Genomic DNA, 15,615 nt, shown 5'->3' with positions numbered 1-15,615 from the left:
TCGGCTTTTTTGGCCGATGCTGTTTACGATTGAAAAAAATTGTTCACTGCTAGCAAATTTATTTTAAGAGCTAAAAACATAAAAATGACTTTTTAATTAGTATCTTTTTTGTTTAATTGCGTTAAGGCCATGCGTAATTTAGCTGGAATTGGCACACCCAGCTGACCAGCATTTTCTAATAATGAAATTCCTTCATTTGCAAGATAAAAGAAAATAGCAGCTGTTCGTAAGCTTGATCCATGCCTTAACAACAGACTGTCCAGTAGATTAGCAGCACCGATCAAGATAAAGATTAATATTTTTTTGGTGATGCCGTTAAAGCCGATTTTGCTGGATAACCTGTGCTGACTGATAGCGCAGAACAAACCAGACAAATAATCTAAGCTAACAAAAGTTAGTAGGACATAGATTAAATGATCCATTCCACCTAAATACCAGCCTAAAAATATTCCTAGAACTGAAATCAGATATTTTAACAAGATGAGATTAGCGTGATTGGCAGTCAAAATTTTTGCTCCTTTCTTAGAAATAAAAGTTGGATTTATTTGCTAATTATTCCAACATTTGATTGACGCGAGAATAATTTAAAGTGTAAAAATTAGCTAATCTTAATAATTCAAAAGCTACTTCAAGATAGTGTTTATTATATGAGAATATAATTAAAGATTATCGGAAAGGTTGACTATTTTAGCTAAGGTAGTAAAATATACTTGTAATATGAAAGCGTTTCCGCGAAGCTTATTATTCAAGGAGGCAATCATTATGAAACAAAAAGAAAAAGCAAATGTTCTATGGTTTGATGAACTTCATCGAGCTGATGTTAATTTAGTTGGTGGCAAATCATCGTCATTAGGTGAATTAACTTCGTTGGCAGATATCCCTGTTCCTTATGGCTTTGCTACAACAGCCCGTGCCTATCGTTATTTTATGCAGGCAACGGGGTTGAATGACAAAGTTGATTCGTTATTGGAAGGTATTAATGATTATGAAAATTCGGCTGAGTTGCATAAGGCCTGTGCTAAAATTCGTGAATTGATCACAACAGCTTCGATGCCAGCTGATTTGGCTGATAACATTGGGCAGTCCTATCAACAATTAGCCGAGAAAATGGGTCAAACAGATCCTTTTGTAGCTATTCGTTCGAGTGCAACGGCTGAGGATTTGCCAGATGCATCATTTGCTGGTCAGCAGGATTCTTATTTGAATGTTCGTGGGCAAGCAGATGTAATTCAAAAAGTTCAGCAATGTTACGCATCACTTTTTACCGATCGAGCAACATATTATCGGCATAAACAAAATTTCCCACATGAAAAAGTTGCTTTGTCAGCAGCAGTTCAAATGATGGTCTTTTCAAAGTCCTCAGGAATAATGTTTAGTGTTAATGTAGCTACTGGTGATGATACTAAAGTTATCATTGATGGTATTTGGGGATTAGGTGAGTATATTGTTCAAGGAACAGTGACTCCGGATGATTTCTTAGTAGATAAAGCAACGATGAAAATTGTTTCTAAGACAATTAATAATAAAGATGTTGAATTAGTACGTTTACCAGATGGTGGAGTTAAAGAGCAAAAGGTTCCAGCTGAAATTGCTGAAAAACCGGTTCTAACAGATGAACAAGTTCTTGAATTAGCGGGTTACGCTAAGAAGATCGAAGACCATTATGGTTGCTATATGGATATGGAATTTGCTTTAGATAAGAATACTAATAAGCTCTGGATGGTTCAAGCTCGACCAGAAACCGTTTGGTCACAAAAAAAGAAAAAGCAAGCTACAGCTCAAAAAGAAGAACAAATGGCAGATCCTGCCAACGCCAAGGTGATCACTCGTGGATTACCGGCTAGCCCTGGAGTTGCAGCCGGCAAAGTACATGTAATTGATGATCCGTCTAACATTGGTGAATTTAAACAAGGTGAGATTTTGGTAACCTTAATGACCTCACCTGATTGGGTTCCAGCTATGAAAAAAGCCGCGGCAATTGTGACTAATAATGGTGGCATGACTTGTCATGCAGCGATCGTTTCGCGTGAAATGCAGATTCCATGTATTGTTGGAACTAAGAGCCGTGGAGCAGCAGCGACGGATGTTTTGCATACCGGTGATACGATTACGGTCGATGCCAAAAACGGGGTTGTTTATCAAGGCGATGTTAAGTCGTTGATGGCACCTAAAGCCGCAACTGAAGGTACTGTAACAGCTGCCGCCGAATACTTTGCGCCAACTGCAACCGGTGTAATGATGAATCTCGGGAATCCTGATTTGGCAGAAAAATATGCTAGCTTGCCAGCTGACGGGATTGGCTTGATGCGAGAAGAATTTCTGTGGACAACATATATTCATGAACATCCGCTTTATTTGATAGAACAAGGGCATCCAGAAAGAGTTGTCGATATGCTAGCTGAAGGAATCAGCAAAGTTGCTCGGGCAATGGCACCACGACCAGTTATTTTACGTTTTTCTGATTTCAAGTCTAGTGAATATCGCAACTTAAAAGGTGGAGAAAAATATGAACCACATGAGCCGGCTGATTTGCTTGGTTGGCGTGGGGCATCTCGTTATTATGATCCAAAATATGTAGCAGCATTTAAACTTGAATTGGCAGCTGTAAAAAAGGTTCGTGACGAATTTGGATTGAAAAATTTGAACGTAATGATTCCGTTTGTCAGGACAGTTGCAGAAGCACAAAAAGTTACTGAGATTATGGCAGCTGGTGGGTTACAGCGGAATGCTGATTTTAAAGTTTACATGATGGCTGAAATACCAAGTAATATTATTTTAGCGGATAAGTTCAATCAGTTTATTGATGGCTACTCGATCGGTTCGAATGATTTAACAATGTTGCTTTTGGGCTGCGATCGCAATAATGATACAGTATCGGCTTTGTTTGACGAACGTAATTTAGCTGTGAAACGAGCAATTCGTCATTTGATCAAGACAGCTCATCAAGGTGGTAAAACCGTTTCAATCTGTGGACAGGCACCATCTGAATTTCCTGATTTTACGGAATTCTTAATTCAAAGTGGAATTGATTATGTATCGGTTAATCCAGATATGGTCAAAGCTACTAAGCATAATGTTGCGCATTTTGAACAGCGGCTGTTACTTGATAAAGCAACTGGAAAAGGTAAACAAGACTTAGAAGATTATACTTGGTGATATTTTAAGTGATTAAGTTGATTTAAAAGGACTGTGGCAAAATTGCCCGGTCCTTTTTTGTTGCTTATTTTTTGAAGCGTTAGGCTATTATTAGTTCGACAAATATTGGTGAAAATGCTATGATTTTTGTAAACTTTATATTCTACTTGGTTTACATTGATGATTGTGAGGAATGGCCATTGAATTTACTTAAGACAGGTGATTTATTGTTTGTTCGAACAGATAATACTGATGCGTTGTCACGCCAGATTGCAGCAGCAACACAAATAACGACAACTGAAAGAACTATGAATTACACGCATGTCGGTTTTTTGGAAGAAGCAACTGCAAACTGTTTTTGGGTGATGCATGCTAGTCCGCGAAAAGGATGCTGCCGGGAAGCACTAGCTGATTTTTTACAGGAAAATCAAACTGGAGTTGATGCTTATCGTTTGCGAGGTCAACAAATTGACTATACCGCCGTTGCTCAACGAGCACGACAGTTATTAGGATCACCGTATAACTTTAGTTTTATTGCCGATCAGCCAGGCTATTATTGTTCAGAGTTTATTTGCACAATTTTTAAGCAAGCAAAATTATTTAAATCAATTCCGATGCAGTTTGGGCCCGATAAGCAAATTTTGCCAGCATGGCAAGATTATTATCAGCAATTAAAATTGTCGGTACCAGTCGGACAGTTTGGCAGCAGCCCCAATTCCCTGATTGCACAAACATTTCCGCAACATTTGAAATTCATTGCTCGAATAGTATAAAAAAACCGGTTTAATATCCCGGTCAAAATAGTTGCAACAAACCTAACAAAATAAAATTATAACTCGGCAAGAACTTAATTAAGTTTTAGCTGCTCTTGCTCCTTTTCCCAATCAGCTGCTTGACTGACAGGATATACCCGATTATCAGCTTCATCATAAAGGCTGATGGGATGCTGGTCACTGGCATCAATTCGCAGATGATAACCGTACTTGTCTAAAAATAATAATTCTTTGTTATCGACTCGGACAATTTTCCCGGGTAGCCGCTGACCATCAATCAAAATACCAAAGTGTGCTGTGATTTCCAGCTGATGTGCACGATGGGTTTCTTTATCACTAAAGTACCAGTGACCAGTATAAAAAGATGGGGCAACAGCTGCAGAACTAATGTGAAAAAGACGTTTACCGGCTCGTGCACGACGAATTAGCTGCCGCAAGGAAAAATTTGCATTTTGTGAATTGCTGTGAATCATTAAAATTGCCCCTCCAGTTATAAAATTTAAGTATATTAGATATTTCACATCTAATATTTCACATCTAATATACCATTTTTTAATCAGCTTAAGTAGTTTGACGATTGAATTTAATTCTAAATTGACACCACTGAAATCTTGCCATCAATTTGTTAAAAGTTTGTGATATAACTGTTATTTAAATTAAGAACAGGATATTTTTGGTATAATAAGCACAGTAACTTAGTTTATCAAAAATTAATAATACAAGGAGGAGGAATTATGATTAAATTTGGGATTATCGGGACGAATTGGATTACCAAACAATTTATTGAGGCAGCTCAGAGTGTTGGGTGGCAGCTGACTAGTGTTTATTCACGAAAATCTGTAACCGCGCAGCAATTTGCTGCACAGTTTGGTACGGCGATTGATATCTATACTGATTTATCAACCTTTTTTGCCCAAGGCAATTTCACGGTCGTTTATATTGCATCACCAAATAGTTTACATTTTTCGCAAGCAAAACAAGCATTATTGGCTGGTAAAAATGTAATTGTCGAAAAACCGGCTTGTTCTAATTCTGCTGAGATGAAGTCGATTATAAAGTTGTTACGTCAACATCCGAATCGGTATTATTTTGAAGCAGCCCGGCATTTTCATGAGCCGCTTTTTAAAACAGTTACTCAACAAATCAAACATTTTACAACGCTGCAAGGAGCAAACTTAACTTATATGAAGTATTCTTCTCGTTATGATGCTTTTTTAGCCGGTGCAGAACCAAATGTTTTTTCGCTAGATTTTTCAGGTGGAGCACTGCAAGACTTGGGAGTATATCTGGCTTATAATGCCATTAGCTGGTTTGGTTATCCGCAACAAGCAACTTATTATCCATATAAGTTAAGAAATGGAATTGACGGCAGTGGAACTGTTATTTTGAATTATACGACTTTTAACGTTACCTTGAATCTGGGAAAAACAGCTAATTCGTATTTGCCAAGTGAAATTTACGGCTTGAAGGAAGCGCTAGTTCTTGATAATCCAGCTGAGCTGACCAGCCTAACTTTAATGGATGAACAGCAGCAGTCACATTTGATCGCCCAGGCCGCACCGGAAAATCCAATGTTGGCTGAAGTTCGTGATTTTAATGAGATTTTAACTGATCCAGCTAATTTGGATAACAAACAAAAAATGGAAGACTGGCTGGCAGTTGCTGTTCAAGTTAATCGATTACTGACGCATTTGCGTCAAACTGCTGGGATCAAATTTCCAGCTGATGAGCTAGCGGAAATTTAAAACAAAGAGGTAAATATGGAAAAATTAGTAACACTAACTGAACAATTGGGATTTAAACAACCTACGCTGATTCAAGAACGGGTTTATCAACCGCTGCAGCAAAGGAAAAATGTGCTCGGATTAGCTCCGACTGGTTCGGGTAAAACATTAGCTTATGTACTGCCTTTATTGCAAACAATCGCGGTTGAGAAGGGAACTCAGTTGTTGATCATTACGCCTTCTCAGGAATTGACAGCTCAGGTAACTCAGGTAATTAGAGAGTGCTTAAACCAATTAAAACTTGGTCTGACAGTCACACCTTTGGGGGGAGGTGCTAATGTTAAGCGACAGCAGGAAAAATTAAAAAAGCATCCCCAAGTCGTAGTTGGGACTCCTGGTCGGTTGCTGGAATTGACTAAAAATAAAAAATTAAAACTTCATCAATTGCAAACTGTTGTTTTTGATGAAGCTGATGCATTATTAACTGAGCAGACGCTGATTGATTGCCGTGAGTTACTGACGCATGCTCCGGGACAATTGCAATTAGCCTTTTTTTCAGCAACGGATGGTTCAATTTTACATGACTTGCCGCATTGGTTTGGTCAGGCAGTTGAACGTTTTGATGTTCGGCAAGAGGATCAGACGCAAGGAAAAGTTGAACATTGGTTTTTGATTTGCCCAACGCGAAAAAGATATGAAATTTTGCGTAAATTTGGTCGACAGCCACGATTTCAAGGATTAGTATTCATTAATCAATTAGCTGAAATTACTGAGATTGCGCAAAGATTGCAGCATGATCAAATTGAGTTTGCTGTTTTGGACAGTCAGCAGCGTCAAACACAGCGCCAACATGCAATTAAGCAGTTTGCGGCAGGGAAAATTCCATTGCTGCTGACGACTGATGTTGCTGCCCGTGGATTGGATTTACCGCAGCTGCCGGCAGTTGTTAATTATGATTTGCCGAATGGATTGACAGCCTATATTCATCGCGTAGGGCGAACCGGTCGAATGGGCCAACCAGGTGAAGTAATTAACTTGGGAAATGACCGCTCTTTTAGAAGTTTAAAACAATTGGTCAAACCAGCCGGCTATACTGTGACAGAAGCGGTACTGAGTTATGGAAAGATCGTTGCCAAGCAAGCTTTGGATCAACCGTTGACAAAAGAACATGCCAAGGCCAAAGTACAATCGTCTTTCAAACAATCTGCACCAGCCAAAAGATCGAAAAAAACAGTTGAAAAAGCTACAAAAAAGCGGTCCAAAAATCGTATTCGCAGTCGTAAAAATAAGGGATTTCATCCTAAAAAGCTGCACTAAGTTTATAGTTCCAGTTGACATCAGTTTTTTTAATTTCTATAATTAAATGGTTACAGCTGATGTTTTGCGCTTGTAGCTCAGCAGGATAGAGCGACCGCCTCCTAAGCGGTAGGTCATCGGTTCGATTCCGATCAAGCGCATTTTTTAATAATTGATTTAAAATAAAACGTGAAATTGTTGACTAATGTTAGATTAGGGCAATTCTTGCGTTTTTTTAGTATAAAGTTAAAGTTTTGTGTTAATAATCTATAAAAAATCTGCTTCAAAAGTTATTCATTGTTATTTTGTAGTACAATAAAATGGTAATAATAACTGGTTACTAGTCGAAAATCATTGAGGTGTAAAATTGAAGAAGATAAAAGTAATGACAGTGTTTGGAACACGTCCAGAAGCAATTAAAATGGCGCCGATCATTTATTCTTTGCAGCAGCATCCTGATAAGTTTGAAACGATTGTCACGGTAACGGGTCAGCATCGAGAAATGTTGGAACAGGTAATGACAGCATTTAAACTTTCTGCTGATTATAATTTACAAGTGATGCAGCAAAATCAAACTTTAAGTGATATTACTGCCAATGTTTTGCAAAAACTTGAAAAACTATTGCAACAGGTTAAACCAGATATTGTATTAGTTCATGGTGATACAACAACGACATTTGCAGCTAGCTTGGCTACTTTTTATGAAAAGATACCATTAGGTCATGTTGAAGCTGGATTGCGAACTTGGAACAAATATTCACCATTTCCTGAAGAAATGAATCGGCAATTAACGGATGTTTTGAGTGACCTTTATTTTGCACCAACGAAAAAAAGCCGGGAAAATTTATTAGCCCAAAAAATTTCAGCCGATAAAATTTTTGTAACTGGTAATACAGCGATCGATGCGTTAAAACAAACGGTTAGTGAAGATTATCAACATGAAACACTGACTAAAATTGCTCCAGGTCAACGTTTAATTTTATTGACAATGCACCGCCGGGAAAACTTGGGATTACCAATGAAGCAGGTTTTTGCAGCTGTTAATGATGTATTGCATCAGGATCCAACCGTTGAAGTTATCTACCCGGTTCATTTGAATCCTAAGGTACAAGCACTGGCTCAAGCAGCTTTTGCAGATAACCCGCGTGTTCATTTAGTTAAACCATTGGATGTAATTGATTTTCACAATTTATGTGCTAAAAGCTATTTTATCATGACCGATTCCGGTGGTGTGCAGGAAGAAGCACCAGCTTTGGGCAAACCAGTACTGGTTTTGCGTGATACGACTGAACGTCCAGAAGGCATCACTGCTGGGACTCTGAAATTAGTGGGGACAAAACGGACAGTGGTAGCTGAAATGATGCAGCAGTTACTGGCTAAGGATTCAAAATTGTATCAAACAATGGCAAAGGCTGCTAATCCATATGGTGATGGACATGCTGCTGAAAGAATTATTGCCGCAATTGAATACTATTTTAAATTAGAACAGCAAAGGCCAACTGATTGGATCGGTTAAAGCCTGTTTGTTAAGGGGGAGAGAACAGTGACAGATGTAGATCGTTTTGGCTTTAGATGCGAGGAACACGTTTTTCATCGGTACTTTCCGCGTTACACAATTTCATTACGCTACTGTCCGGAGTTATTTAATTTAATTGAAAGAAACCCTGATCAAGAAAATCCGCGGACGATTTCTTCTAACATTAACGTCGTTTTTGCAATTTTAAGATATCAAGAGATGGTTGAAGAACTGGTTAATTTGCAGGCAGTTAGTCAAGTCCCGGAACGGATTGAAAAAATTCGGCGTGAAGTTGATGAACTGCGGGAAATTATTGACAGTTTAGAGCACATCAAATGCATGATTGCCAAGGATCCTGAAAAGTTTCAAAAGAGCTTATCTGATCAGGAGAAGATTCTTGATCTAAATGATTTTCGAGATATGCATTAGCTACTAGTCTTAATGAGTATAAAAACAGCTTCAGTAAGAATCCTTTAGCTGAGCTTCCCAGAACAGATTTAACATAGTTTGTTCTGGCATACATAATAAAGAAGTATATTTTGATTTACTGGTTAACAGTCAGCAGGTTGATTAGCAATACAATTTGTGGGGGAGTTAATATGGTTGATTTAAAATATGAATTAATTGGAGCTTCAAAGTTAAGCTCACATACAGATGTACCGGTCGTCATTACGCTTCATGGAATAGGATCAAACTATTTGGATTTACGACCGTTGATCTCGATTTTTGACCAACAGGTAATCGAATTGCATCTTCAAGGGTCAGTTCCATATACCAATGGCTATGCTTATTATATTCCAGAGTTCCATCAATGTTCTGAAGCTGAAGTAATAGAAAGTGCAGCTCAGAAGATTTATGAACAAACACAAGAAATTTTAAAAAGCAATCACTTGGAAGACCATCCGCTGGCAGTAATTGGTTTTAGTCAAGGTGCGACATTAGCAACAGTGTTGATGGCGTTTCATCCTAAATGGCTGCAAGCTGCATTGGTTTTAAGTGGCAAATTGCCTGATTTTCTTTCAGATTGGGCTAAGCAGCATTTAAAATTACAGGAAGTTGCAACTGCTGTTTTCATTTCGCAAGGAAACAAAGATAGTATCGTTTCACTCGATATGGGGCGTCAATTAGCGAAATTCTTTAAGACATACACCAACAGCTCGGTTTACCATGAATACAATGTTGGACATAGTGTATCACGACAAATGATTCAGGATGCGTATGAGTGGGAGACTAAGCTGAATTGGAGTAAAAAAGAATAATACTTATTTTTTAGTGAACTGCTTATTTCGTCAGCAGTTCTTTTTTTATGAGTCAAAAGGTAGGAGAAAAAAGACAAAAAAAGAGCTTTGAAATCATCCAAGACTTCAAAACTCTTTGAAAATTATTTTCACTTGATTATTTTAGTACCAGCCGTATTCTTTCCAATGGCTAACAGCACCTTGCCAAGAACCATATTGAGCTGCAACATATTGGTTGGCAACGCGATCCTGGTTAGCAGCTGAGTAGTCACCATGCAAATATGAACGAGATAATTGATATTTACCATAGTAATTACCATTAGTAGCTGTATATGAACCACCTGATTCACGAGCAGCGATCCAATCACGTGCGCTGCTATCACTTAAAGAGATAGTTGTGTTTGTAGTTGTAGTAGCTGGCTGCTGTGTTTGTTTAGCAGCTGGGGCAGCTGGAGCACTTTGTGTACTCTGTGCTGGCTGTTGTGATTGAGCGGCAGCTGGTGTGCTACTTTGTGTTTTTTGTGCTGGTTGCTGAGACTGAGCAGCAGCTGGTGTACTACTTTGTGTACTCTGTGCTGGTTGCTGTGTCTGAGTAGCAGACGGTGTACTGCTTTGTACACTCGTTGCTGGCTGTTGAACAGCTGGGGCAACTTGATTAGTTGTTGTTGCTGTTCCATTGATCTGTAACTTTTGACCAACAAAAATTAAATTTTCATTTTGTAACTGGTTAGATTGCTTGATAGTATCAACCGTCGTGCCATATTCATGGGCAAGTACGGAAACTGTATCTCCAGCCTTGACGGTTACTGTATCTGCGTTAGCAGCTACTGTTCCAACTGCCATCATCCCGGTTACTGTTGCAGCTGATAACAAAATTTTCTTTATGTCCATCTGTTTATATTCACTCCTGTTTTTTTGACAAGACCAACAAGTTATTTGATTACTTGTGGTCAACCAATCGATTCAACAGTGACTAGTATATCTGGTGAATATAACAAACGATTAGCAGTGAAGTTACTTTTTACGCCGAATTTGTAATAAAACTGCTTCATTTGTAACATGATTTTTGCTTTTTGACTGAATTTACTTTTTGAATGGCCGTTTAACTTGATAAGACCGGTTTTCAATCAACTGTTCAGAATTATAAAATATTTTATATTTTATAGCCCTAATATTACGAAATTTCTTTTGAAAAATTGCAAACATCCCAAATTAATTGTTGCAATTTATTTTTTTTAGAAAAAATCACGCTAGTTTAGGCAAATATTACAAAAATTAGGCAACTTGTAATAATTGTTATTTAATGACCTGCTGAAATAACTAAATAAAGCGATGCTTTTTTAAATAATATAAGACTAACAACATCAACAACAAAGTAATTAAACAGATCAACACCCAAGTTTGAGGGTTTTTAGAAAATGGTAAAACAGTATTCATTCCATAAAAACCAGTAGTGATGGTTGGAATTGTCAATACTAATGACCAAACAGTTAAGAATTTCATGGTATCATTTAAATTGTTATTGAGCAGATTATTTGAGGTAGCACTTAATCGTTCAGTTACATCTAATGAAATTTTAGCCATTTGTTCAGCTTGTTTGGCTTCAACCAAAAGTTTAGCGATTAATTTCTGATTATCTTTGTTGTTGCTTAAGTCGGCATGCTTTTTACTCAGGCTCTTTAGTAGTAGTAAATTAGTTTGAGTGCCACTTAAAATGTATACCAGACTTTTTTCGATTTCTGAAAGACCGATCAATTGTCGATTTTGAATTCGGTGATCCAGCTTAGTTATAAATTCATCTCGTTGTTGAGAGAGGTGTTCAATTATTTGATGGTAATGTTGGACACCATCAAATAAGACTCGCAGTACAAAAGTGTCGACTGGTAAATCATTAGACTCAGTTGCCAGTATTTTTTTAATTAAGCCGCTGGTTTCTTTACTATGAAAGGAAAATAATGTCTGATTCTTTATTAAAAAGGTGATTGGACTGATAGTAAACTGATTAGGATGCTCTTTGTCGGCTTGCGGAATGTTAAAAATAATCATTTCTGAATTATCAAGCAAGTCAAGACTATAACGGGCTCGTTCATGAGTATCAGTTGCATAAGCCAGAGTTGCTTGTTTGATTTGGTGCTTTTCCAGCAGCAACTGTTGTTCATCAGAATTCAGGTCAGTAACGTCTAACCATTCAAATTGCTGAGTTGAGTAACGGTTAATCATGTAATTAGCTCCTCATATTGGATTGTTGGTTAAATTTTAGCATTTTTTTGTTGGAGGAGCACGATTGATGCAACTAAGAGATGCTGAAAGAATTATTTAGATGTTATATAATAGAATTTCAAATGGAGGATACTATGATGAAAAAATTTTTAATTATAAATGCTGGAAGTTCGTCGGTGAAATGGAAGCTTTTTGAAGATTTAACAGTTATTGCAGCCGGTTTAATTGAAAGAATTAATATGACTGGTTCAGTCTCAACTGTTAAATATGGAGGGAAAAAAGTAACTGAAAAGCATGATCGCTTATCATATCCGGCAGCTGCCAAACTTATTTTTTCACAACTGCAGTCATTTAAATTTGTAACAGATTTAAGTGAAATTGCAGCTGTAGGGCACCGAGTAGTTGCCGGAAGTACAGTTTTTAAACAAGCAACATTGATGACAGCCGCTAAAATTGCAGAATTGAAACAACTTAATGATTTTGCGCCTTTACATAATCCGACTGAAGTCAAATATATTGAGTTGGTCCAACAAGAACTGCCAAAAGTTCCGCAATATGCTGTTTTTGATAGTCAATTTTTCACAAAATTACCAGAAACCAATGCTATTTACAGTCTACCTTATGAATATACTAAAAAATTCGGGATTCGACGTTATGGTGAGCATGGAATCAGTCATGATTATATTTCGCGACGTGCGGCTGAATTGCTGGCTAAGCCTTATGCAGATTTAAAAATGATCACACTCCATTTGGGCAGTGGAGCATCGGTTGCGGCAGAAAAGACCGGGCAGGCTTTTGATACTTCGATGGGTTTTGCGCCATTAACAGGGGTAACAATGGGTACACGTGCTGGTGACGTTGATCCCTCAATTATCCCCTACTTAATGAAAAAGTTAAATTGTTCAGTTGAAGATGTGTTGCGTATTTTAAATCAAAAATCCGGGCTTTTAGGTATTTCCGGAATATCACCGGATATGCGTGATCTACTTGCTGCCAAAGAACAACCGCGGGCTAGATTAGCTATTGAAATTTTTATTAATCGAATCGTCAAATATGTTGGCGCTTATTTTACAGAACTTGGTGGAGCTGATGCGTTGATTTTTGCTGGTGGTATTGGTGAAAATAATGTGCTTTTACGTCAAGAAATTGTTAATCGTTTAGCTGTTTTAGGTTTCCAGCTGGATTCAAAATTAAATCAGGCAGGAAAAGAGGGCCTTATTTCAACTGCTGCTTCGACCGTTAAAATTTTAATTATCCCGACGGATGAAGAACTATCAATGATTCAACAAATTAAACAACAAATGGCTGCTGCAAAATAAACAATAGCTATGAGCGATTTTTTTAATAGACTTTTAATGGAAGTTAGTCGTATAATGAAATGAGAATAATTATCAATTATGATTTTCTCATCAAGGAGGGCTGCAGAATGATGGCAGAAGAACAGAAACCGCTGTTGACTGCTGCGAATAAGTTAAGGGAATACAAGATTAAAAACACACCTCAAAGGCAAGTTATTTTATCATATTTAATGACATCTCATGAGCATCCTTCAATTGAAATGATTTTTAATTATGTTAGAGGTAATGGTTTCAGTGTAAGCTTGGCAACAGTTTATAATACGCTGCAGCTGCTGATTGACCATAATTTGATTATTGAAATTGCTTCAGATAGCGGCGGTCACATGCGTTATGATTATTTTGAAGAACCACATTATCATGTGATTTGTGTTAATTGTAATAAGATTGTCGATGTTTTTGATAAAAGCTACAAGCGATTGGAAACAGAGGCAATGGAAAAAACCGGCTATCAAGTCTTTAATAGTCAATATGAAGTTTATGGTTTGTGTCCAGAATGTCAATTAAAATTACGCAAAGAAAAAGCTGATCTAGATTGACATTTGGAGTAAAATACCTTAATTTTGTAGTAGAAGCGTTGAAGTAGCGCAGTAGAGATTGATTCTTGGAAATAAGGAACCTGACGGTAGCTGAAAGTCAGGCCGGTCTTAATCTTGAATTACACTATGGAGCTCGTGGGATTCATCACCATATAGATGACAAAAGCTGATCAGAATTACTGATAACTTGGGTGGTAACGCGGAATATTTCGTCCCTTGGATCTTCATTTGGAGATTTGAGGGGCTTTTTTTATTTAAGGAGGAAATTATGGATATTATTGATGAGCTAAAGTGGCGTGGAGCAGTTAACCAAATGTCTGATGAGGCGGCTTTAAGAAAATTATTGACTGAAAAATCAGTTGGCTTGTACTGCGGTGTTGATCCGACTGGTGACAGTTTGCATATTGGACATCTAATTCCATTTATGATGTTGAAAAGATTTCAAATGGCAGGACATCGGGCACATATTATAATCGGCGGAGGAACAGGTTCGATTGGTGATCCATCTGGAAAAAAGTCAGAACGCGTTTTACAGTCAATGGAACAAGTTCATTACAATGAGCGTTGCCAGACAAAACAGATGCAGAAATTATTTGGTAAGGATAATATTACAATTCTTAATAACTATGATTGGTTATCTAAAATTGATTTATTAGGTTTTTTACGTGATTATGGTAAATTATTTAATATTAATACAATGTTGAATAAAGAGGTTATTTCCAGCCGCTTGGAAGTTGGTATCTCATTTACCGAATTTACTTATCAAATTTTACAGTCGCTTGATTTTTACCATCTATATAAGCACAATGATGTGCAACTGCAGATTGGTGGGGCAGATCAGTGGGGAAATATTACAGCTGGTATTGATATGATTCATAAATTGGAAGGTAATCAGGCACAGGTTTATGCATTGACGGTTCCGTTAATGTTGAAAGCTGATGGTACCAAATTTGGGAAAACTGCTGGTGGTGCTATTTGGCTGGATGCCGAAAAAACTACACCGTACGAATTTTATCAATTTTGGTTGAATCAAGATGATCGTGACGTGATTAAATATCTTAAGTTCTTTACTTTTTTAGACCGGGAGACAATTGCCGGATTAGCTGAGAAAGTTAAAACACAACCAGAAAAACGTGAAGCACAGCGTCGACTGGCAGAAGAGGTCACTGAGTTTGTTCATGGAAAAGAGGCCGTCAAGCAGGCTGAAAGAATTTCTCAAGCGCTATTTTCTGGCGATGTTAAACAATTGACGGCGGCAGAGATTGCGCAAGGATTTAAAAAAATGCCGACTGTAACTGTTAGTTCGGAAGAAAAAAACATTGTAGATTGGTTGGTACAGGCGACAATTGAAAAATCCAAACGCCAAGCTCGTGAAGATATAACTAATGGTGCTATTTATATCAATGGTGAACGAATTCGCGACTTAGAGTATCAAATTGATCCGGCTGCTAATTTTGACGGTAAATTTGTAATTGTGCGTCGTGGTAAGAAGAAGTACTTTTTAGCAGAAGTTAAATAATTAATTATTGGCTGACAAAATTCCTATCGTATTTAATAAAAACGGGAATGGAGTTGGCTTTTTTTAGTGTCTTGGTAAATTTTACAGCTGAGATTGAAAAAAATCCTTGACGAAATATAGAGTGCATAGTATTATTAAATACGTTGCTGTTAAGCAACTGAGCTTTTAAAAAATAAATATTCTAAATTAGTTGTTGACTAGTTTTGATTTATATTATATAATTTAAAAGCTATGTTATTTAAATAGTAGACCTTTGAAAACTGAACAAAGTTTCGATAAGCAAATGTGCAGGGCCTTGCT

At 37.4% G+C, this 15,615-nt stretch carries 14 protein-coding genes, 1 tRNA gene and 1 other annotated feature; of the genes, 11 read left to right on the top strand and 4 right to left on the bottom strand.

All coding sequences use genetic code 11. The annotated features are described in order from the left end of the window. Positions 1–92 precede the first annotated feature (92 nt). Positions 93–506: a phage holin family protein gene (locus tag FC89_RS09860; protein ID WP_057872394.1), complete on the bottom strand. Its 414-nt coding sequence runs from the start codon at positions 504–506 to the stop codon at positions 93–95. Between the two features lie 256 nt (positions 507–762). Here FC89_RS09860 and ppsA point away from each other — a divergent pair, with 256 nt between their 5' ends. Together ppsA and FC89_RS09850 are read left to right on the top strand one after the other, a co-directional pair. Then, entirely contained in the window at positions 763–3,156 is a 2,394-nt protein-coding gene (gene ppsA / locus FC89_RS09855) for a phosphoenolpyruvate synthase (protein ID WP_057872393.1), read from the top strand. 179 nt (positions 3,157–3,335) lie between these two features. Then, positions 3,336–3,908 (top strand): YiiX/YebB-like N1pC/P60 family cysteine hydrolase, encoded by a 573-nt coding sequence (locus tag FC89_RS09850; protein ID WP_057872472.1) that lies wholly within the window; start codon positions 3,336–3,338, stop codon positions 3,906–3,908. 74 nt (positions 3,909–3,982) lie between these two features. Here the strand turns inward: FC89_RS09850 and FC89_RS09845 are convergent, their stop codons facing one another. Continuing rightward, positions 3,983–4,381 (bottom strand): DUF4828 domain-containing protein, encoded by a 399-nt coding sequence (locus FC89_RS09845; RefSeq protein ID WP_057872392.1) that lies wholly within the window; start codon positions 4,379–4,381, stop codon positions 3,983–3,985. A 261-nt stretch (positions 4,382–4,642) separates the two neighbouring features. Between FC89_RS09845 and FC89_RS09840 the strand changes: the two genes are divergently transcribed. The 6 genes from FC89_RS09840 to FC89_RS09815 all read left to right on the top strand — a co-directional run bounded on the left by FC89_RS09840 (position 4,643) and on the right by FC89_RS09815 (position 9,703). Further along, positions 4,643–5,653, top strand: coding sequence for a Gfo/Idh/MocA family protein (locus FC89_RS09840; RefSeq protein WP_057872391.1), 1,011 nt, complete (start codon positions 4,643–4,645; stop codon positions 5,651–5,653). 15 nt (positions 5,654–5,668) lie between these two features. Further along, a complete protein-coding gene (locus FC89_RS09835) occupies positions 5,669–6,949 on the top strand; it encodes a DEAD/DEAH box helicase (protein ID WP_057872390.1) in 1,281 nt (426 codons plus the stop codon). 66 nt (positions 6,950–7,015) lie between these two features. After that, positions 7,016–7,089, top strand: a tRNA-Arg gene (locus FC89_RS09830). A 206-nt stretch (positions 7,090–7,295) separates the two neighbouring features. After that, a complete protein-coding gene (gene wecB, locus FC89_RS09825; RefSeq protein ID WP_057872389.1) occupies positions 7,296–8,444 on the top strand; it encodes a non-hydrolyzing UDP-N-acetylglucosamine 2-epimerase in 1,149 nt (382 codons plus the stop codon). 27 nt (positions 8,445–8,471) lie between these two features. Then, positions 8,472–8,873, top strand: a complete 402-nt coding sequence (locus FC89_RS09820; RefSeq protein WP_057872388.1) for a hypothetical protein — start codon at positions 8,472–8,474, stop codon at positions 8,871–8,873. Positions 8,874–9,043: 170 nt separating this feature from the next. Continuing rightward, positions 9,044–9,703, top strand: a complete 660-nt coding sequence (locus tag FC89_RS09815; RefSeq protein WP_057872387.1) for an alpha/beta hydrolase — start codon at positions 9,044–9,046, stop codon at positions 9,701–9,703. Positions 9,704–9,844: 141 nt separating this feature from the next. On the opposite strand, the gene apf is transcribed toward FC89_RS09815, so the two are convergent. Both apf and FC89_RS09805 read right to left on the bottom strand, forming a co-directional pair. After that, positions 9,845–10,573: an aggregation-promoting factor gene (apf, locus tag FC89_RS09810; protein WP_057872386.1), complete on the bottom strand. Its 729-nt coding sequence runs from the start codon at positions 10,571–10,573 to the stop codon at positions 9,845–9,847. Between the two features lie 429 nt (positions 10,574–11,002). Next, positions 11,003–11,902 carry a magnesium transporter CorA family protein gene (locus FC89_RS09805; RefSeq protein ID WP_057872385.1) on the bottom strand — a complete coding sequence of 300 codons (900 nt, stop codon included), beginning with the start codon at positions 11,900–11,902 and terminating at the stop codon, positions 11,003–11,005. 137 nt (positions 11,903–12,039) lie between these two features. On the opposite strand from FC89_RS09805, the gene FC89_RS09800 reads away from it, so the two are divergent. The 3 genes from FC89_RS09800 to tyrS all read left to right on the top strand — a co-directional run bounded on the left by FC89_RS09800 (position 12,040) and on the right by tyrS (position 15,315). Continuing rightward, positions 12,040–13,221 carry an acetate/propionate family kinase gene (locus tag FC89_RS09800; protein WP_057872384.1) on the top strand — a complete coding sequence of 394 codons (1,182 nt, stop codon included), beginning with the start codon at positions 12,040–12,042 and terminating at the stop codon, positions 13,219–13,221. 107 nt (positions 13,222–13,328) lie between these two features. Next, entirely contained in the window at positions 13,329–13,796 is a 468-nt protein-coding gene (locus FC89_RS09795) for a Fur family transcriptional regulator (RefSeq protein ID WP_057872383.1), read from the top strand. 29 nt (positions 13,797–13,825) lie between these two features. Continuing rightward, positions 13,826–14,016, top strand: a binding site (T-box leader). A gap of 48 nt (positions 14,017–14,064) precedes the next feature. After that, positions 14,065–15,315 (top strand): tyrosine--tRNA ligase, encoded by a 1,251-nt coding sequence (gene tyrS, locus FC89_RS09790; RefSeq protein ID WP_057872382.1) that lies wholly within the window; start codon positions 14,065–14,067, stop codon positions 15,313–15,315. Positions 15,316–15,615 lie beyond the last annotated feature (300 nt).

It is taken from the genome of Liquorilactobacillus ghanensis DSM 18630 (assembly GCF_001435235.1).
GTDB classification, from domain to species: domain Bacteria; phylum Bacillota; class Bacilli; order Lactobacillales; family Lactobacillaceae; genus Liquorilactobacillus; species Liquorilactobacillus ghanensis.
This window is presented reverse-complemented; position numbering and strand designations above follow the sequence as displayed.